General features: G+C 39.7%; 21 protein-coding genes. All 21 read right to left on the bottom strand.

What is annotated here, in order from left to right:
• Nucleotides 1-94: 94 nt before the first annotated feature.
• The 21 genes from mnmA to rsmH all read right to left on the bottom strand — a co-directional run bounded on the left by mnmA (nucleotide 95) and on the right by rsmH (nucleotide 20538).
• A complete protein-coding gene (gene mnmA / locus OZX63_RS04355; protein ID WP_277145097.1) occupies nucleotides 95-1186 on the bottom strand; it encodes a tRNA 2-thiouridine(34) synthase MnmA in 1092 nt (363 codons plus the stop codon).
• 39 nt (nucleotides 1187-1225) lie between these two features.
• Nucleotides 1226-1567, bottom strand: a complete 342-nt coding sequence (locus OZX63_RS04350) for a DUF1831 domain-containing protein (RefSeq protein WP_277144938.1) — start codon at nucleotides 1565-1567, stop codon at nucleotides 1226-1228.
• 48 nt (nucleotides 1568-1615) lie between these two features.
• Nucleotides 1616-2764 (bottom strand): cysteine desulfurase family protein, encoded by a 1149-nt coding sequence (locus OZX63_RS04345; RefSeq protein ID WP_277144937.1) that lies wholly within the window; start codon nucleotides 2762-2764, stop codon nucleotides 1616-1618.
• Nucleotides 2765-3460 carry a 5'-methylthioadenosine/adenosylhomocysteine nucleosidase gene (locus tag OZX63_RS04340; RefSeq protein ID WP_277144935.1) on the bottom strand — a complete coding sequence of 232 codons (696 nt, stop codon included), beginning with the start codon at nucleotides 3458-3460 and terminating at the stop codon, nucleotides 2765-2767.
• A 26-nt stretch (nucleotides 3461-3486) separates the two neighbouring features.
• Nucleotides 3487-3837, bottom strand: a complete 351-nt coding sequence (locus OZX63_RS04335; RefSeq protein ID WP_277144933.1) for a hypothetical protein — start codon at nucleotides 3835-3837, stop codon at nucleotides 3487-3489.
• Nucleotide 3838: 1 nt separating this feature from the next.
• Nucleotides 3839-4402, bottom strand: a complete 564-nt coding sequence (locus OZX63_RS04330) for an NUDIX hydrolase (protein ID WP_277144931.1) — start codon at nucleotides 4400-4402, stop codon at nucleotides 3839-3841.
• Nucleotides 4403-4624, bottom strand: a complete 222-nt coding sequence (locus OZX63_RS04325) for a cold shock domain-containing protein (RefSeq protein ID WP_277144928.1) — start codon at nucleotides 4622-4624, stop codon at nucleotides 4403-4405.
• The gene (gene ileS / locus OZX63_RS04320; RefSeq protein ID WP_277144926.1) at nucleotides 4624-7413 is read right to left on the bottom strand and encodes an isoleucine--tRNA ligase; all 2790 of its coding nucleotides are present in this window, start codon (nucleotides 7411-7413) and stop codon (nucleotides 4624-4626) included. Before ileS ends, OZX63_RS04325 begins: the two co-directional genes overlap by 1 nt.
• A 227-nt stretch (nucleotides 7414-7640) precedes the next feature.
• Nucleotides 7641-8417 (bottom strand): DivIVA domain-containing protein, encoded by a 777-nt coding sequence (locus OZX63_RS04315; protein WP_277144924.1) that lies wholly within the window; start codon nucleotides 8415-8417, stop codon nucleotides 7641-7643.
• Nucleotides 8384-9193 carry a YlmH/Sll1252 family protein gene (locus OZX63_RS04310; RefSeq protein ID WP_277144922.1) on the bottom strand — a complete coding sequence of 270 codons (810 nt, stop codon included), beginning with the start codon at nucleotides 9191-9193 and terminating at the stop codon, nucleotides 8384-8386. Before OZX63_RS04310 ends, OZX63_RS04315 begins: the two co-directional genes overlap by 34 nt.
• Complete coding sequence (locus OZX63_RS04305; RefSeq protein ID WP_277144920.1) at nucleotides 9193-9495, bottom strand: YggT family protein; 303 nt, start codon at nucleotides 9493-9495, stop codon at nucleotides 9193-9195. The genes OZX63_RS04310 and OZX63_RS04305 overlap by 1 nt, the downstream gene beginning before the upstream one ends.
• A complete protein-coding gene (gene sepF / locus OZX63_RS04300) occupies nucleotides 9495-9935 on the bottom strand; it encodes a cell division protein SepF (RefSeq protein ID WP_277132597.1) in 441 nt (146 codons plus the stop codon). The genes OZX63_RS04305 and sepF overlap by 1 nt, the downstream gene beginning before the upstream one ends.
• 15 nt (nucleotides 9936-9950) lie before the next feature.
• Complete coding sequence (gene ftsZ / locus OZX63_RS04295) at nucleotides 9951-11273, bottom strand: cell division protein FtsZ (RefSeq protein WP_277144918.1); 1323 nt, start codon at nucleotides 11271-11273, stop codon at nucleotides 9951-9953.
• A gap of 15 nt (nucleotides 11274-11288) precedes the next feature.
• Nucleotides 11289-12650: a cell division protein FtsA gene (gene ftsA, locus OZX63_RS04290; RefSeq protein ID WP_277144916.1), complete on the bottom strand. Its 1362-nt coding sequence runs from the start codon at nucleotides 12648-12650 to the stop codon at nucleotides 11289-11291.
• Between the two features lie 56 nt (nucleotides 12651-12706).
• Nucleotides 12707-13561: an FtsQ-type POTRA domain-containing protein gene (locus OZX63_RS04285; RefSeq protein ID WP_277144914.1), complete on the bottom strand. Its 855-nt coding sequence runs from the start codon at nucleotides 13559-13561 to the stop codon at nucleotides 12707-12709.
• Nucleotides 13562-13582: 21 nt separating this feature from the next.
• Nucleotides 13583-14689, bottom strand: a complete 1107-nt coding sequence (gene murG, locus OZX63_RS04280; protein ID WP_277144912.1) for an undecaprenyldiphospho-muramoylpentapeptide beta-N-acetylglucosaminyltransferase — start codon at nucleotides 14687-14689, stop codon at nucleotides 13583-13585.
• Between the two features lies 1 nt (nucleotide 14690).
• Nucleotides 14691-16070 (bottom strand): UDP-N-acetylmuramoyl-L-alanine--D-glutamate ligase, encoded by a 1380-nt coding sequence (murD, locus tag OZX63_RS04275; RefSeq protein WP_277144910.1) that lies wholly within the window; start codon nucleotides 16068-16070, stop codon nucleotides 14691-14693.
• Between the two features lie 10 nt (nucleotides 16071-16080).
• Nucleotides 16081-17043, bottom strand: coding sequence for a phospho-N-acetylmuramoyl-pentapeptide-transferase (gene mraY / locus OZX63_RS04270; protein ID WP_277144908.1), 963 nt, complete (start codon nucleotides 17041-17043; stop codon nucleotides 16081-16083).
• A 7-nt stretch (nucleotides 17044-17050) separates the two neighbouring features.
• Nucleotides 17051-19216 (bottom strand): penicillin-binding transpeptidase domain-containing protein, encoded by a 2166-nt coding sequence (locus tag OZX63_RS04265; protein ID WP_277144906.1) that lies wholly within the window; start codon nucleotides 19214-19216, stop codon nucleotides 17051-17053.
• Nucleotides 19216-19578 carry a cell division protein FtsL gene (gene ftsL, locus OZX63_RS04260; RefSeq protein WP_277132582.1) on the bottom strand — a complete coding sequence of 121 codons (363 nt, stop codon included), beginning with the start codon at nucleotides 19576-19578 and terminating at the stop codon, nucleotides 19216-19218. The genes OZX63_RS04265 and ftsL overlap by 1 nt, the downstream gene beginning before the upstream one ends.
• Before the next feature lie 12 nt (nucleotides 19579-19590).
• A complete protein-coding gene (gene rsmH, locus OZX63_RS04255; protein ID WP_277144904.1) occupies nucleotides 19591-20538 on the bottom strand; it encodes a 16S rRNA (cytosine(1402)-N(4))-methyltransferase RsmH in 948 nt (315 codons plus the stop codon).
• Nucleotides 20539-20540: the final 2 nt, after the last annotated feature.

Here is a 20540-nt window from a genome sequence, read left to right as displayed (position 1 = left end):
CTCTTTTCTATTGCTGTTACTTGTCTAGTTTATCATTTAATGAGAGCAAAACAAAAAAAGAAAAGCAAATTATGCTTTCCTTTTTTAGATCAAATTAAACTAATTGTAATTGCTTCTCTTCCTGGTATGCGGCATCAATATTCCCACCACCGAGGCATTCCTCACCGTTGTAAAGGACGAGTGCCTGACCGGGTGTTACTGCGCGAGCCGGCTCATCAAAGTATACTGTAGCAGTGTTTTGTTCTGCGTGATATTCAACCGTCACGCCAACATCACACTGGCGGTAGCGGAACTTGGCGCTACAATGAATTTTGAAATCATGGTCTGGCTGACCAGTAAAGAATGACATGCCGCTAGCTTCTAATTTAGTAGCATACAGCAGTTCACTATCGTAACCCTGTTCAACAATTAATTCATTCTTTGCTAAGTCCTTACCAACAACAAACCACGGATCAGTTGACTCCTTGGTTGAGCCAAGACCCAAGCCTGACCGCTGACCAATTGTGTAATACATTAAGCCGGCATGCTCGCCAACAACCTTGCCATCTGCGGTAACCATCTTACCTGACTTGGCTGGTAAAAATTCGCTTAAGAATTTACGGAAATTACGTTCACCAATAAAACAAATCCCAGTCGAATCCTTCTTTTTAGCAGTTGCTAATCCTGCCTTAATTGCGATTTCGCGTACCTGCGGTTTTGTCAAATTAGCTAGTGGAAAAATCACCTTGCTAATTTGTTCTTGACTTAGTTGACTTAAAAAGTAAGTTTGGTCCTTATTGCCATCTTTTGGCCGCATCATGTGCGTGACGCCGTTTTCGTCCGTGACGGTTTTAGCATAATGACCCATTGCAATATAATCGGCATCTAAGTTCAATGCAAATTCCAAAAATGATTTGAATTTGATTTGACTATTACACATAATGTCTGGATTAGGTGTTCTACCCTTTTTATATTCACTTAAAAAGTACTCAAATACACGGTGCCAATATTCCTTTTCAAAATTAATTGAGTAATATGGAATGCCGATTTGATCTGCTACTTTTTTAACATCATCGTAATCTTCAGTTACTGTACAAACACCGGCATCGTCAGTGTCATCCCAGTTTTTCATAAAGACGCCAATCACATCATAGCCCTGCTCCTTCAATAAAAGAGCAGACACAGATGAATCAACGCCGCCACTCATGCCAACAACGACTCTTGTCTTCTTTTCAGTCAACTTTCATCAATCCTTTACTGGAACAATAATTTTACGTTCTTCGAGATCTTTTAAAATATAGTCTAACAGTTCTACAGTTTGCGCTAATTGCTTGTTCTTAAAAATATTTACCTTTTGCAAGCCACTGCGATCGGTTACCACCATTGTTAACCGCGTCATGTCCTTGTTAATTGTCATTTTAAGTTTAGTTGGTGCATCATAAGGAGAATCATTATAAAGTGGATGCTCATAATTGAAATTGCCCTTAACGGTTTTGACAAAACCGGCATCAATCAACGCATAAAGTTTTAAATCGGGACTTAGTGTAAATTTACGCTGGTCGCCATTAATTATAACTGTATTTGCCATAATTTTACCTCACTTACTTATAATAAGTTAACTTGCTAGAAAAAGCAATCACTTTTGTACCTTATGGGCAATTTTGCATAATTCTTGTGCAAAAGCAGCCACTTCTTCGTCCGTATTATACCGCCCAAAAGAAATTCGGATTGACTCATTAACTCGCGGAGACTTTTTACCAAAACAAGCCATCAAAACATGCGAAGGCTCAAGAGAACCAGCCGTACAAGCAGAACCACCAGAGACGGCAAAGCCTGCCAAATCAAGGTTTGCCTGTAAAATCGTCGTGCTGACACCCACGATATGCAGATTAAGAACATGATGTGATACGTGCTCACCGCGGCCGCCATTAACTTCATACTGAACATGGCCCTCGTCAAGTGCCTGCAAAATCATCTCTTGCCAATGCGAATACTTGGCCTGCAAAGCAGTCTTATCAATCGCGGCAATTTCACTAACGGCCTCACCAAAGCCAGCAATTCCCGGCACATTTTCAGTACCAGCCCGACGTTTAGTTTCCTGCTCACCACCTAAAACTAGTGGTGGTAAATTAATTTGCTTGTTTTCGTATAAAAAGCCTAAAAACTTCGGGCCATTAATTTTATGAGCTGAAGTTGATAATAAATCAATCTGCATTTTCTTAACATCAAGGTCAATATTACCAAGACCCTGAACCGCATCAACATGGAAATAAGCGTTACTATCCGCGACAATTGCGCCAATTTCTGCCAGCGGATTAATGCTACCAACTTCATTATTAACGGCCATGACTGATACTAAAATCGTTTCTGGTGTCAAGGCGTTTTTAAGGTCATCAAGTGAAATATGCCCGGTCTCATCAACATTGAGGTATGTCACTTCGTAACCCTCACGCTCTAACTGACGCATTGGATTCAAAACCGACGGATGCTCAATCTTAGTCGTGATAATTTGCTTACCAATCTCTTTGCGACTGTGGGCAACGCCAAAGATAGCAGTATTATTGCTCTCCGAGCCACCGGAAGTAAAAATAATTTCATTATCATCGGCATTAATTGCTGCAGCAATTTGGCTGCGCGCATGATCAATTGCGTGTCGCGCCTTACGGCCCAATTCGTAAGTACTTGATGCATTACCAAAGTCGTTCTTCATTTCGCTGGTCATGACATCAATAACTTGCGGTGACATTGGCGTGGTCGCCGCATTATCTAAATAAATTTCTTGCATTTAATTCATCTTCTTTAAATAAGCACAAATCAGTTCAGCGGCTTTAGCACCAACCTTTTGGGCAAATTTGTCAAAATCTTCGTTAGCATCGTCATTGCCATTGTCGGAAATTGCCCGCAAAGCAATCAGCGGCTTATTGAAGTGGTAGGCAACCTGCGCAAAAGCAGCACCTTCCATCTCTACAGCCAAGGCATTAGGGAATTTCTGCTTAATCGTCTTCTTTTGAACATCAGAGCCAATAAAGGCATCCCCAGTAACGATTAACCCTTCTTTAAATGGCACATTTTCCTCAGTTAAGAAACGTTTAAAATCTTCTCTAGCAGGAGAATCCAGCTTAAATTCTGCTGGTTCTCCCGGAATTTGCCCTTCCACATAATCGCCAGCCAGGGTATTATGCGCATCATGATAAGTAAACGAATCAGCTAGCAGCAAGTCTTCTCTGTGAACATCAGCAGCCAGTGACCCAGCAGTCCCAGTCATCAAGATTAAATCAATCTCAATCTTGCTTAATAAACTAGACAAGTTCATTGCCGCTTGCACCTTGCCGATTCCACTCAGGCCCAAATATATATCATTGTCTTTAACGCAAAAATGCTCGAATACGGTTGATCCGAACATTTCCTTGTTACCTGAGTGAAAGTTTTTACGATAATATTCTGCCTCAATTGCCATTGGGACAATAATTGCTATCTTCATCTTAGTCCTCAAATAAAATTTTATCTTTATAAATGAAACAATGCCAATAATACCAGAACAATTAAAACAATTACAATCAAAATTGCTCGATTCAGCTTTTTCTTTAAGAGCAAGGCCTTGTCAGTATCCTGCTTTTTGCCTGCCTTTGCACTAGTTCGCGCACTAGACTCACGAGTATCATGATGCTGCTTTTCACGCTTAGATCTTGCAGCATGTTTTGACGCTACTTGCTCTTTTTCTTCAGGCTCACGCATAAAGTCAGGGTTAACATCAACTGTTTCATCGCTATCATCGAATGCTGACTTAATTGTATGTAAAAGACCACTATTCTTTTTACGTTTAATTTGTTTGCGGTAATCGGATCGTTTCTCAGTCATATTATTCCTTTGCTTTTTCGCCTGTTAGCAGCATGTTTTCCCACACGCTCATTGCATACAAGGTTTTAGCATCAACAATTTTACCTTGAGCAGACAGCTGCTTCAAATCAGCCAAATTATACCAGTGACTGGTTAAAAATTCGTCAGTATCAAGCGGTCGTTTGTCAGTTAACTTAGTTAATGTATCACAATAAAATAAATGCAATTTTTCATTAGTAAAACCGGGTGATGAATAAAATTCAGCAACTTTTTCCCAATAATCAGCACGATAGCCGCCCTCTTCGTTGAGTTCACGCTTCATCGCGTCAAGTGGACTTGCGTCAGTTTCATCGATTAACCCAGCTGGAATCTCCAACGTCAATTCTTTAATTGGTTCACGCCATTGTTCAACTAGCAACATCTCTTGCTTGCTATTAACTGCAATCACAGCTGCGGCTGGTTGATGATTGACTACTTCGCGAGTTGCACTAGCGCCGTTAGGTAATTTAATTGTTCTAACAGCGAGATCGACAATTCGCCCCTTAAAAATTTGCTTTGAAGAAATTTCAGTTTCTATTAAATCCATTTACTCACTTTCTTGCGTATCAGCTAAATACACATTGACACATTGTAAACCGTTTTTGCCTTGCGCAAGTTGGTACTTAACCTTTTGGCCGACTTGAAGACGGCGGTAGCCCTCTTCTTTAATCGCTGTATAAAATACAAAGTACGATTTATGGTTTTCGTCATCCTCAATAAAGCCAAAACTGCTGTCATGATCAAATTGTTTTACTGTTCCTAAACGCATTATTCTTCTAATCCTTCTTGAACTGCTTCAGGATGGTCTTCTTTAACAATTGCTGCACACCGTGCACAGAGCAAAGGCAAGTCAGCATCATTACCAATATCTGTCTTGATCATCCGGCAACGTGGACAAACCTCTCCTGCTGCATGTTCAACAACAATTGCGGCATTTGGCAATTGCTCAGCTTCTGCTGGTGCTTCGCCATCAGCAATTGTCAACTTAGAAACAATCAGAATCTGTCTGAAGTTAGCATCTAATTCATTAAGAACTGTCTTAGTTTCTTCAGTTGGATAAATAGTAACGGCAGCTTCAAATGACTTACCAATTAGCTTCTTATCCCGTGCTTCTTCCAGTGCCTTTAAAACATCATCGCGCAGATGCATAAAGTGTTTCCAGTTATCGAGCAATTCTTCACGGTTGGCAAAGTCCTCAACCTCTGGCATATTTGCAAGTTGAATGTAGTCTTCTGGCTCTTTTAAGAATGACCAGATTTCTTCCATTGTGTGCGGCAAAATCGGTGTTAAAATTTTGGCCAACTTAACGGCAGCATCATAAATCACTGTTTGCATTGATCTTCTTGCAAGACCATCTTCACTCTCAATGTACAAAACATCTTTGGCAAAGTCCAGATAAAAGGCTGACAAATCGTTAGAAATAAAGGCAAAGACCTTCTTATAAACATTATTAAAATCATATCTGTCGTAACTGTCAAGACATTCCTTAACCAAGTCATTCAATCTAACTTCCATGTACTGGTCAATTGAATTCATATCCTTGTAAGCCACACGATTATTACTTGGATCAAAGTCGCTAGTATTAGCAAGCATGTAACGGAATGTGTTTCTAATTTTACGGTAACTTTCAGAAGTTTGACGCAAAATATCTTGAGAAACAGCAACATCGGAAGTTGTATCAACTGAAGCAACCCACAGACGAATGATTTCAGCACCCATTTGCTTAATTACATCATTAGGTGAAATTACGTTACCCAAAGACTTCGACATCTTATGACCCTTATCATCAAGAACAAATCCTTGCGATAAAATTCCCTTGTAAGGTGCTTGACCAGTTGCTGCAACAGCAGTAATTAAGCTTGAGTTAAACCAACCACGATATTGGTCACTACCTTCAAGGTAGAGGTCAGCTGGGAAGCGCAAATCTTTACGGTAAGCCATCACTGCTTGGTGTGATGACCCAGAGTCAAACCAAACATCCAAAATGTCGGTTTCTTTTCTAAATTCGCCATTTGGTGAATGTTCTGAAGTAAATCCTTCTGGAAGCAATTCTTTAGCAGTGTGCGTGTACCATGCATTTGAACCTTCCTTGGCAAAGATTTGGGCAACATGTTCAATCGTTTCTGGAGTAACAATTGGTGTATCGTCTTCAGCGTAGAAAATTGGTAATGGAACACCCCACGCCCGTTGACGTGAAATTACCCAGTCACCACGATCCTTGATCATGTTGTGCAGACGCAACTTACCCCAAGATGGTGTGAAGTTAACTTGATCGATTTGTTCAAGAATTTGTTCACGGCACTTTTTAATTGAAGCAAACCATTGAGTCGTTGCCCGATAAATAACTGGCTTCTTAGTCCGCCAGTCGTGTGGGTATGAGTGCGTAAAGAAACTTAACTTAAGTAAATTGCCAGATTTCTTTAGCTTTTCACTAACAACTTTATTAGCGTCATTATAGAACATCCCTACTAAGTCAGGATCAGGAATTTCAGAAGTAAAGCAACCCTTGTTATCCATTGGACTGAACACTGGCAAGCCATATTTTTGCGCAACGTTATAGTCATCTTCACCAAAGCCAGAAGCAGTATGGACTAAACCAGTACCATCACTAGATGTAACGTGAAGTGCATTCATCAACAAGGAATCTTGGTCATACAATGGGTGCTTGGCTACCATGCGGTCCATATCAGTTCCCTGCATGTGTTGAACAACTTGGTAATCAGTCCAGTCAAGATCCTTAGCAACAGCTTCTAAGCGGTCAGTACCAACAACATAACGCTTAGCACCAACTTGAACAACAGAATAATCAAATTTTGGATTAACTGTAATTCCTTGGTTAGTTGGGATTGTCCATGGTGTCGTGGTCCAGATTAAGAAATAAGTATCTTTACTATCTAAGATTCCTTTACCGTCTTTAACTGGAAAGGCAACATAAATTGATGGTGATTTAATATCGTGATATTCCACTTCGGCTTCAGCCAAGGTTGATTCACTTGATGGTGACCAGTAAACTGGCTTCTTACCCTTGTAAATGTAACCTTTTTCGTACATTTTACCAAAGACGCGAATTTCTTCGGCTTCATATTCAGGCTGCAGCGTAATATACGGGTGATCCCAATCGCCCATAACACCTAGGCGCTTGAAGTCTTCCATTTGCTTTTTAATTTCTTTTCTAGCAAATTCTTCACAAAGCTTACGGTATTCTGCCCGATCCATTGTCTTGCGGTCAATTCCCTGCTTAGCTAATTGTTGTTCAATTGGCAAACCGTGAGTATCCCAACCTGGAACGTATGGTGCATAATAGCCGTCCATATTCTTATAACGAACAATAATATCTTTCGAAACCTTGTTCATTGCGTGACCCATGTGAATATTACCATTGGCAAATGGCGGGCCATCATGTAAGTCAAAACGAGGCTTGCCCTCATTTAACTTCAATCTTTGTTCATATAATTTGTTTTCTTCCCATTCTTTTTGCCATTGAGCTTCGCGAACTGGAAGATTTCCCCGCATCTTAAATTTGGTCTTACCCAAATTGAGTGTATCTTTTACTCTCATTGTTAGATTCCTTTCTGTAAAAAAAAGACCTCGTCCTAAATTAGGGCGAGGTTTATCATCGTGGTACCACCTAAATTGAGCTATTAAGCTCCACTTATGTATTGCGTATCGTGCAATCGACGTAAATAGACCAAATAAGGCAGCTGATCAACTATTGGGCTCTTACATTAGCCTCCCACCAGCGCTAATTCGCTGAATTGCCTGCAAGTTTTACTGTCAGTCTATTATTAATTATGATCTTTATAATCATCTGGAAAAACAATTGTTGGTCCAGATCCATTATCTGATAGATTAGACGTTTGCTGATTAACAGTTTCATGACTCGGACTATCACCAGTCATTGGCTGGGGGCGGTCCGGATCATCAGGATCCTGATCCTCTTCAATGTCTTCCTCAAAGTTTACGTCATCTTCATCATCATTGTCAAGCTCATCTAGCTCTTCATCGTCATCCATATCTTCGTCATCATCGACCAAAGTTATTGGTTCTGAGCCATCTGGCGGGTAAAAGCGTTCCGTTGAAAAATATTTATCGAGCGCCTTTTGCCATTTTTCATCACTTAAATTATCAATCGCCGTTTGCAGCAAATCTTGAAGATGATTGCGATAACCAGCTATTTCTTTCTTTAGCCGTTCATAATCATTATTAATGGTTTTTTGTTGCTGCTTTTCGTAATCAGTATTAATTGCTGCTTGTTGCGTCGCGTTCTGAATAATTTTTTGTGCTTGCTCTTGCGCGCGAACAACTGCCTGCTCAGCATCTTCTTTAGTCTGCTGATATTGGTTAATCTGCGTTTGCAATTTTGCAACTTGATCCTTTAAGCTAACAATATTATTTTTTAAATCAACCGTTTGATCTAACGCATCACCATAATCATCAACAACCTGATCTAAAAAACTGTCGACTTCTCGACGATCATAACCGTTAAGTCCACGCTTTTTAAATTCTTGATTGTGAATGTCCATTGGCGTTAATCTTTTTGCTTGTGTTTTTTTGTCTGCCACAGTTTTAGCACCACCCTATATTTACCTTTTTTAGTTGTTGTAATGTCCATAATTTGACTTCTTCCAAAGTGCCTTAAGCTGAGAACATCACCTACTTTTACTATTATATTAGAATCTTTCACTCCATGCCAATTTAATTTTACTAAATTAGCATTAATTGCGTCTTTTAATTGCCCGCGACTGTTCTTGCTAATCCCAGCTAAAACCGCGTCAATTCTAAGCGAAGCAACAATTAGCGGAACAATTTGACTATCATCTTCTGGCACTAAAATTTCTTTTGGTAAAACTGAACGCACTTTAACCTGCGTGTGACCAATGCGGTCAATCTGCTGCGTAAAAAAATCGAGCAGTTCAGTTTTTATAAAAAACTGCCATTTGCCAGCGCCATCAGTAATAATATCCCCGAAGGTATCTGTCTCAACACCGGAATTAGCCAATGTTCCTAAAATTGAACTATGAGTTAACTGGGTAAATTTACTAGGATAATAAATTTCACAAGCCGTTACCTGATAATCCGCGGGCATTAAATTAACCCAATCCTCACTTAAATAAACGCGCTTTTTCTCCGCATCAGTGTAGCCACCAAATTCCTGCACCAGCAAGTCACCACCAGCGACCGTTTTTAAAATGTCCCTTTGTGCTGGGTCTAAAAAGTCCGTTAGAATTGCCTCGTGCTTAAAAATAACCTGATTAAAAAAGCCGACCATTTTGTCAACAGTCGACTTTTCTTCTGAATCAAAGTGTGGGTAAAAGCTGCTTGCCTGTCTTTTCATCATTAGCCTAGCACCCGAAAGAGAATGTTAGCTAACCAATTAAGAGCATAATCCTGCACAAAGTAAAGAACTAATAATCCCAATAGGAAAGATAAATCTAATCCCGTTGCGTAAGATAATCTTTGCACTGGCCCCTTACGAAAAATATTCAGGTAAGGATCAATTATGCGATTAAGAATTCTGCCAACAGCTGAATCCCGCAAAAACGGTACCCAACTCAAGATTGCATCAATCACCATAATAATGCTGTAAAGCCAAATCAGCCAGTTGACTGCACTTAAAATATAAGAAATTATTGTGAGCATTAACTTAAGTTATCTTTCTTATCAACTAATTCACTAATTTTCCCATTAGTGACAAACTTAGGCGGTGTTGCCAAAAATATTTTGTCACCAATGCGTTGAATTTCACCATTAAGGGCATACACCGTTCCTGTGATAAAATCAACAATTCGTCTAGCAGATGTATCTTCCATTCTACTAAAATTAATGATCACTGCCTTGTTATTCAGCAAATTTTGGGCAACATCCTTAGCATCAGAATAGACTCGTGGTTCATACAGGACAATTTTACTTTTAGCAGCATTCATCCCTGACTTAATTGAAACCACCTTATCATGATCAATCGTATTGGCTGGAATAGTGTCGTTGTCAATTTCTTGATCATCGAGATATTCTTCACCATCAAGCATGTCATCGTCTTCATCAGAAATGCCGAAAAATTTACCTATTTTACTAAAAGCCAATTTTTTTGCCTCCTATTAGTTCTCACCACGGTGCCTAAAAAATGGAATATCATCAGTATCATCATCTTGGGCACTAGTTTCAATTTGTGAAATACTGCTCTGATCATCATCGTCAAATGAATTAAAACCATCATTTTGGCTAATGTTTGGTGTTGACCGTCTTGCTTCGTGACTGTCATTATTCAAGCCCCAAACACTAGTTGGATCAACCATTGGTTCATGCTTTGGTGCAGATTTAACTTGTGTTTGCTCAGCAGTTTGTTCATGATTCATTACTTGTTGGTTTTGCGGCTCTGCCTTTTCACGAGTAATATCACTTGACTGTTGTGCTTTAACTTGGTGACTGCGACCCGGAAGCTGCTTAGAAGCTTCTTCTTCAGCTTGCGAACTAATCCCAGTTGCAATAACAGTTACGACAACTTCGTCACCCAAGTTAGGGTTAATCGACGTACCAAAGATAATGTTAACATCATCGCCAGCTGCCTTAGACACAATTTCAGAAGCATCCTGAGCTTCAAACAATGTTAAGTCTGGGCCACCAGTGATGTTGAGCAGTACTTGCTTAGCACCATCAATTGAAACCTCAAGTAGTGGTGAGGAAATCGCCAATTTAGTAGCTTCAACCGTTCTGTTTTCGCCACTAGCACGGCCAATTCCCATCAAAGCAGCACCTTGGTTAGCCATCACTGTCTTAACGTCAGCGAAGTCCAAGTTAACATAGTCAGTTGAGGTAATCAAATCGGAAATACCTTGAACACCTTGTTTTAAGACATTGTCAGCTTCTTTAAAGGCGTCCATCATCGGTGTCTTTTTGTCAACCATTTCAAGCAAGCGATTATTAGCAATAATAACTAATGTATCAACATACTGCTTTAATTGGGCAATACCTTCAGTTGCGTTTTTAGAACGTTTAGGGCCTTCAAAAGTGAACGGGCGGGTTACTACCCCAACAGTCAAAGCGCCAGTTTCGCGAGCAATTTTGGCAACGATTGGAGCAGCACCAGTACCAGTACCACCACCCATTCCGGCAGTGATAAAGATCATATCAGCACCTTTAAGGGCATCCTCAATTGTTTGTTCACTTTCTTCAGCTGCCTTTTGACCAACTTCTGGATGCGAACCAGCACCCAATCCCCTGGTCAATTTAGGCCCTAACTGAATTTTGGTTTCTGCTTTATTGCTGTTAAGTGCTTGAACATCAGTATTTGCAGCAACAAAGGAAACCCCTTGCACACCATCATCAATCATTCGATTGACAGCGTTACCACCTGCACCGCCGACACCAATTACTTTGATGACAGCATTTTTATTGTCGTCTGAATCGAACGTAAAATCCATCTAAATTAACCACCTTTAATCAAAGAACTTTTTCAAGAAGTTCTTAATGCCTTTATTTTTATTTTGATTATTATTTGTTTGTTTGTGTTGCGCTGTCTTATCTTGTTTTCGCAACTCATGTCTATTATATTCTTCTTTTACTTTGGTTTCACTAGCAGTTGCCGGTCTTTTCGATTTTTTTACATTCTCTTGAGCCGGCTCATCGTCAGTCTGACCAACGAGACTCTTACCATAAATTGCACTGATAACCAAAAAGTCAATATCAGACATTTTATACGAGTAGTTAACAATACCATAAGCTGCAGAATATACAGGATTGCGCATACCAATCTGATCAGGCTGATAAATCCGCGTTTTCACTTTTAAAGTATTAGCAACAATGTTATCAATTCCCTGAAGCAAACTGTTACCACCGGTGATAATAATCCCGCCCGGCAATTTCAATGCATCATGCTTAGCCAAACCTTTACCAATTCGCCCAACTGTCTGCATTAAACGAGCGTTAATAATATTACTCAAGTACACTTCGTCAACCATTTGCTGACCATCAGTGCCAACACTGTTAACCGCAAACTTGTCTTTTTCTGAAGCTAATTCTGGATCAGCATAACCATAATCAAGTTTAATCTGCTCTGCATCTTTTTTGGAAGTGCTCAGGACAACTGAAATATCATTGCTAATATCGCTGCCGCCTTCAAAATCAATGTTCGCATACTTAATTTGACCGTCATGAATAACGGTTGCAGTAGTCACGCCGCCGCCTAGGTCAAGGATAATTGATCCAAAAGTACGTTCACTTTCGTCAAGAGCAACACTTGCAATGGCCAGAGGGGTTGGCACAAAGAAATTGTTCTGGTAGCCAGCACGTTCAATTGCCTTTTTAATATTATGCAATGGACTAGCTGGTGCCGTCAGCAAAATTCCTTGAACTGCAAGGGAATGCGCAATCATCTTCCGGGGGTCATCAACTTCGGTTTTGCCATCGATTAAAAATCGACTCGGTAAAAACGCTATTGGTTCCCGTTCATTTTTAACTGCAGACTTGACCGCAGCCCGTAAAACACGTTTAACGTCGCTATTACCAACTTCTTGACCATTATCACTAACATTAATCAGATCACTGGCTGTTTCAAGTTGCAAAAGGCCTACAGGAATTCCCGTAACCACGCTATAAATCCGCGCATTTGTCTTATCGGCAATTTCTTTCAGTGCACGACTAATCGCACTTGCTGTCTCATCAATATCAACGATATTACCATGCCGCATTCCCTTGTTAGGAATTGCGACCGCGCCAATCACTTTACCGGAATCGGCGACTACTGCCTTCACGCTTGTAGTACCTATATCAAGGCCTACTAATAAATTTGAATTGTCCAAAATTAACCCCCCATCGATGCTCAACTAGTAAATTCTTAATAAAATGCTAATCAAGTTTACGATATGCCATAAGCCTTCTTCTCACTTGCTGTTAGCGGTCTACTAAAAACCCCTACTTCTAAATCAATTAAACTATTCTTCTTTACTTTAGATTTGATTTTATTATAGTACTTTATTTTATCTTTGAGAGTAGAAATATTGCCGGTAATTACATTGCCATCCTTCATTACAAAAATGACTTGTGATTTACGTCTAGTATTACCACTTAATAACTTAATTTGTTCCTGAAAATCGTCGGGTAAACTATTAAATAACGAAAGATCCTGTTTTAAAGAAACTTTATGACTATAACCTACAAAAATCGGCTTATCATGATCCACCATGTTCCATGGCAAGAGCCTTGTACCTAGTTTACCATGTGAAAGAATTTTACGGTACCTATTATCCGTTTTAATATAACTAATTGTTTTAAATTCATTGATATGGATAATTAGGTGATTAAAATTTTGGGTGGTGATCTGAACATTTTTAACTTCGGTATATTTATTGGCCAATTTTTGACTAATTACCGACTGTTTAAGCAGATAGTCACAAACCTTGCCACTAGCCTTAATTCCTGATGTTGCGACTACTTCTTTAACTGGTAAGTCATCGCTGCCTTGAACCTGAACGCTTCTAACGTTAGCTAGAGGAGAAATATAATACCCTAAACCAACAATTGCCAATAAGGCAATACCAATAATTAAGCCCAAACGTCTAATCAGTGCCGATTTACGCTCACTGTGTAAGTGATTAAGCGAGGCAGAAACCTTATTTTTATGGTGTTGATGCCTGTTTTGGTCAGCCTGATGATCCAGATAATGTGCTAGTTTTTCGTTAGGATCAATCTTGGTTATCCGTTTTTTCGGCATCTGCTTCGCCTCCCTTACCTATTATTTAGCAATTGCTTGCATCACTTTGATTACCTGATCTGAAGCATCAGGTACACCTAGTTGTTTCGATGATTTGCTCATTTCATTTGCATATTTTGTATCAAGCAAAATATGATCGATTGAAGAAATAAAACTATTAGGATTTAAATCTTTTTCTGCAATTACTAATGCCGCACCTGCTTTTTCTAAATCAGTTGCATTTTTCATTTGGTGATTGTGCGTCACATTAGGACTAGGAATTAAAATTGCAGGAACACCTAATGCGGTAAATTCTGCAATACTGGTAGCACCAGAACGTGAAATCACACAAGTCATTTCGGGTAAAACAGCAGGCATATCCTTGATATACGGCAAGATTTTAATGTTAGTACCATAATCTATTCCCTGCAGCTTCTCCTGTACCTTATCATAATACAAATTGCCCGTTGCCCAAACAATTTGATATGGCTTATTTTTCAGTTTTAATATCGACTGCAACATCACCCGATTAATTGCTAAAGCGCCACGTGAGCCGCCAAACACAAGCACAGTTGGAATTTTAGGATTAAAGTTCCATTCAGCTTCTAAATTAACATGCTCCTCATTCAAACCTAAAACTTGTTGTGAACGCGGATTACCAGTTTTAACTAGTTTTTTCTTCTCCGAAAATTGTTTAGCAGCATCATCAAAGGTGTAACAAATCTTGTCTACATAATGCCCTAAGAACTTGTTGGCAACACCGACGACTGAATTTGATTCGTGAATCATTGTCGGAATGCCCATCTTGGCAGCTTCATAGACAATGGCGCCACTAACATAACCACCAGTACCCAAGACAACATCCGGCTTAAATTCCTGTAGAATCTTTTTAGCGGACTTAGTTGCCTTCACGAACATATTAATGGTACTGAAATTTTTTAACAAATGTTTGCGATTGAAACCCTGAATTTCGATTGTTTCAAACTTAACGCCAGCTGCTGGAACAATTTTAGATTCCAAACCACGTTTAGTACCGACAAACAAAATTTCATCATTTGTTGCCAGTTGCCGCTCTTTTAAGCGCTCAATAATTGCCATAATTGGATAAATATGGCCGCCAGTGCCACCACCAGTAAAAATAATTCTCATTTTATTTTGTCTTTAAATCCTTAACAAACTTTACAAAGTAATCACCACGGTCTTCAAAGGTCTTAAACTGATCCCATGAAGCACATGCAGGTGAAAACAACAAAACATCGCCAGCAGCAGTCAGTTCATATGCCTTAGGAACTGCTTCTTGCAAGGTGTTCTCAATTACGATTTGCTTAATTCCAGCTTTACGAGCTGCATCAGCCAATAAGTAGCGTGTTTCGCCATAGAGCACGATTGCTTTAACATGCTTTTTAAATAGCGGCACTAAAGAATCAAAGGTAAAACCGCGGTCAAGACCACCAGCAATTAAGACTTCAGGCTCAGTAAATGATGGAATTGCTACCGTTGCTGCTTCAATATTAGTTGACTTGGAATCATTGTAAATTTTACGGTCATCAAGAGTCATCACATATTGCAAACGATGCTTGGCACCAGTAAAAGTAGTCAGAACCGCTTGAATGTCTTCGTCATCTGCTCCCATCAACTTGCTAATCGCAATTGCAACTAAGGCATTTTGTTGATTGTGAACTCCCGGCAATTTCATTGCACTAGTTTTAATAATCTTTTCTGATTGACTTTGCAAATAGCCATCCGCAATAAAGTAGTCGGCAGTCCGGTCGGTCTCTGAGAACGTTTGAATTTGAGCTTTTGTAGCAGCTTGTTCTTGAGCCAAAATATCTTTTTGATCCAAGTTAGCAATAAAGTAATTATCTGCAGATTGAGTTCGTGTCACGTTCAACTTGGCGTTAACATAATTGGCAAAAGTTTTATGATAATCAATATGAACATTGTGATAAATATCAACGATTGCTGCCACACGCGGATTAATATCGGTTACTCCTAGCAGTTGGAAACTAGAAATTTCAACTACAAGAATATCATCCTTAGTTGCCTTAGTAACTACTTCAGAAATCGGAACACCAATATTACCTACAGCATAGGCATGGTGACCATTTTTAGCCAAATGATTGTCCAAAATTTGCTGCGTTAACATCACAGTTGTTGTTTTACCATTTGATCCAGTAACGCAAACATATGGCGCCTCACTAACGCTCAATGCAATTTCCGGCTCCGTAATAATTGGAACTTCTAATTCAGTTGCCTTTTGCACCATTGGATTTTCGTAAGGAATACCCGGATTTTTAACCAAATAATCAAAATGTTCTTGGTCAAATAATTCGGTTGGATGGTACCCGCCAATCACGCGAACCCCCATCTTCTCCAATTCTTGTGCGTGTTCATTTTGCGTTAAATCAGCCTTATCATTCAAGGTCAGCTTTGCACCAAGTTTAAGCAATAACGTACTTACTGCAAAACCGCTCTTTCCCAGCCCTAAAACCAAAATGTTCTTATTCTTATAAGTGTCAATCTGTTTCATTTTTACTATCTTAACCCCAGATTACTAAATACAACATACTACCAATCAATCCAACTAACCAGAAGACAATATCAACCTTCCATTCTGACCAGCCCAACATTTCAAAATGATGGTGAATTGGTGTCATCTTAAAAATCCGCTTGCCAGTCGTTTGAAATGAAATCACTTGTAAAATAACACTTGCAGTTTCACACACAAACACAATACCGACTAAAAGCAGTGACCATGGTCGATTTAAGAAGACGCTGACAGCTGCAAGTCCCCCACCTAAAGCAAGTGACCCAGCATCACCCATAAAGATTTTAGCAGGCTTATGATTAAAAATGAAGAACGAAATTAAGCCGCCAATCACGCTCATACAAAAAATTAAAATGGCAAAGTTATTTTGCTTAAAAGCTAAATAAGCATATGTGCCGTAGGCGACAATTGAAAGGCCTGTTGCTAGGCCATCAAGACCATCTGAAAGGTTAACTGCATTTGAAAACCCAACTAACCAAAAAATGACAAATAGTGTAAACAAAATCACACTACTAATTACGCCAAAGAATGGAATATACAGATTAAATTTGAAATTATCAGTGATTGCAATCCCGACAATCGCTACCGCAATCAAAATCTGTAGTAATAATTTTTGCCAAGCTCGTAAACCTAAATTCCGCTTATAAAAGAGTTTAATCCCATCATCCAGAAAACCGATAATCCCGTATCCCAGAAGACTAATCACCAAAATCCAAATGGTTTTGTTAATATTATGCTGCCAAGCAGAAACCCATACAGAAGAAATCGCTGCTGCTAAAACGAAAACAACACCACCCATTGTTGGTGTACCAGACTTTTTCTGGTGCCATTTAGGTCCTTCATCACGAATTTCTTGGCCCTCGTGATGTGACCGCATAAAAATAATCATCCACGGCAAAAAGATTGCCGTTAAAACTAATGAACTAACTAATGCAATGATGCTAATAATGAGCATATTGTGTTTACTCCTTTAAATTAATTACAATTTTGGTCTTTGACTTAAGTTTGGTCTTCGGTGGAATGCTTTGCTGCTTGACGACGCCGCTGCCGACAACTTTCAGCTTAACACCAGTTAGGTCTGCAAATTGATGCAGGTCATCCAGCGTCCAGTTTTTCATATCTGGGCAGATAATCTTACCAGAAGTCAAAACAAACATTCGCTTACCAGACTGCTCTTTTTGTCCCTTAGCATACGACTGAGAGATAATTTTACTTCCTGTGCCAATCTTAACAATGCGTAACCCAATCTGCTGCACTTTTTGCTCAGCAGCAGAATAAGTCAGACCCTTTAAATTTGGAACTTTAACTACCGTGGAATCGTCCTGAGCGTTTTTCGCCATTAAAATGGTTTGTCTCATCATTGGCTTGAAAATTGACGACAGAATAGTTTCTGCTGGCTTCACCATTCGCCGTGGCTGCTTCATTGTGATGTAAATGCAGTAACGCGGGTGCTTAGCTGGAGTTACACCAACCACTGAAAAGACATAGTTGCTGTCTCCTTTTAAGTAGCCACCGCCTTTAGGGTTGGCAATCTGGGCCGTTCCCGTTTTGACGGCAATGCTTGCGTTGCTCATCTTATAGGCATAACCCGTACCAATGCGCTTATTCAAGACGCGCCGCATATTAGCTAAAACAGTTTGCGCTGTCGCTGCAGAATATACCGGCTGGCCAACATTTTTAATTTGATAGCCAGTAATTGTTTTGCCATCGGGATCTGTTATTTTTTCAACAAACTGCGGCTTGACCATTTGACCATCATTGGCCAAGCTGCTAAACGCCTGCATCATTTGCATAACATTAACGTTAACACCCTGACCAAAACTCGTTACCGCCTGATCAATCGGCGACTTGAAAGCTAGCAGTCCCACCTGCTCACCTGGCAAAGTGACGCCAGTTTTTTTACCAATATGAAACTTGCGCAAGTATTTACGCCAAGTCTTAGCCCCCATCTGCTGTTCAATATGAACAAAACCGGTATTACTTGAACGCGGGAAAGCCTGAGAAAACGGAATACTGCCCCAACCAGAAGTCTGCCAGTCGTGGATTGTCGAGCCACTAACAGTGACCGAGCCAGAATTATAATATTGATTCGGATGAAAATTACCACTATTAACTGAAGCCGACAAAGTTAAAACTTTGAAAACCGAGCCGGGTTCATAGACATCCTGAACTAAAATATCCCGATACGACTTGGACATTCCCTTTTTAGTCTGCGGATTAAACGTCGGTCTCTGAGACGCTGCCAGCACCTTACCCGTTTTCATATCTTCAACAACCGCTGTCATCGAAACCGGATTATAGGTCTTTTGCACATAGGTTAACCGATTTTCCAAATAATCTTGCAACTGCGAATCAATTGTTAGATAAAGGTTATCACCATTTCTTGGTGCTTGATAATCCTGGGTGCTGTTAGGCGTTTGATAGTTAGATGCATCAACTGATGAAATACGGTAGCCATCTTTACCCGTCAAAAGCTTGTCATACCAAGCTTCTAATCCCATTGTACCCGTCAAGTTTTCCGAGTTTGTTTTCTTATTATATTCAGGGGTGGCAAGCCCAACAATATGTGAGGCAAAATTGCCGTTCGGGTATAATCGTGCGGGTGTTTCAAAGAATTTAATTCCCGGCAACTTCATCTGCTCAATTTTACTTTTTTCTTCTTTAGTTAAATTACTGCCAGCAGCTCCAAATTGTACTTGAAAAGCTGTACGAGCAGGATTTAAGTAGTGCAAAATTTTATCTGCTGAAAGCGGTAAGACCTTTGCTAATTTCTCAGCGGTTTCTTCTTTATTAACTACGTATTCAGGTTTATTGTGATAATTAATCGACGACTTATCCAAGATAGCATACACAGTATATAAATGTGAGTCTTGAGCAACTGCCAAGCCGTTACGGTCATAAATTGTCCCACGATTAGCCTTCAGCACCTCATTGCGCTTATAAAGTTGCTCTGTGCGCTGGCTTAAATTCTCACCACTAACCTTCTGAGAGATACCAATATATAAAAATCTACCTGTAAATACAAGAAAAACCAAAGCTACAGCTACTTGGAGAAATCTCCCTACTGTGAAGCGGTAGCTGTGTGCTTTGGATTTTTGTGTTTTTAAATTACTAATGCGTTTTTTCATTAGTGAATAGTCCTAATATTCTTTTCAATCAAAGTTAACCCCTTGCTGCGAGCAATCTTATTCATGCGTGCACTTGAGGTTAACTCACCTATTTCTTGATGTAAGTCACTAACTTGACTCTGTTTTTTAGCAACAGACTGTTCCACGTTGGTGAGTTCATGTTGAGCTGAAGTAGCAGAAATACTAGAAGAAACTAACAGGGTCATCAAGCCCAAAGTTATTAAGGCTCCCAATACAAGCAAAGATTTTTCGAAAGCAGACCAAGTAACGCGGCGATGGTCAAGAACCAATCGCTGATGAGTTTCTGTTTCCGTTTGCTTATTAGGATTAAACTCTATTTTTCTCGCTAAATTATCAGCCATCTTTTTTCCTCTTTACAATTTTTCCGCAACTCGCAATTTTGCACTGTGTGAGCGATTATTGTTATCTAGCTCCTCATCAGAAGCAACGATCGGTTTACGATTAACCAAACGAAGCGTTGGCTTCATACTGTCTGGTATCATTGGCATCCCGCGTGGCACCTCAACCTCAGAATACTTTTTGAAGATATTCTTAACAATCTTGTCTTCGTCAGATTGAAAGGTAATCACGCTGATTCTACCATTAGGTCGTAAAAGTTCGATAGCTTCCTCAAGAGATTCTCTGAGGACATCAAGCTCATGATTAACAGCCACTCGCAGTGCCTGAAAAGTCTTCTTCGCCGGATGTCCTCCCGTTCGTCTTGCATATGCAGGAATTGCTTCCTTAATCAGATCAACCAGTTCAAATGTCGTTTCAACTGGCTTAATCTGCCTCCTTTCAACGATTTTGCGGGCAATTTGGCGTGAAAACTTTTCATCGCCATATTTGTACAAAATAGCTGCCAAGTCTTTTTGACTTGAGTTGTTCACTAATTGATAAGCATCAAGAGTCTGGCTTTGATCCATCCTCATGTCTAAGCGAGCATCAAAGCGGTATGAAAAGCCGCGTCCTGCTTGATCAAACTGGGGTGAAGAAACGCCTAAATCGTAGTAAATTCCGTCAATACCATCTGTGTAACCTAGCTCAACCAGATTCTTTTGCAAATGACTAAAATTGTCGTGAACCAACTCCAACTTAGGATTACTGTCAGCCTGCAATAAATCAGCAAAGTTTAACTTAGCCGATTTTATCGCGTATTCATCCTGGTCAAAACCAATCAATGTTCCTCGTTCAAGCTTACTTAACAAATATCTTGCGTGTCCACCACCGCCAAAAGTAGCATCTACGTATAGACCATCGTTTTTTGGTTTTAAATTATCTATTGTTTCGTGTAAGAGTACACTGGTGTGTTTGAATTCCATAA

It is taken from the genome of Lactobacillus sp. ESL0700, from assembly GCF_029392095.1.
Classification (GTDB): domain Bacteria; phylum Bacillota; class Bacilli; order Lactobacillales; family Lactobacillaceae; genus Lactobacillus.
This window is presented reverse-complemented; position numbering and strand designations above follow the sequence as displayed.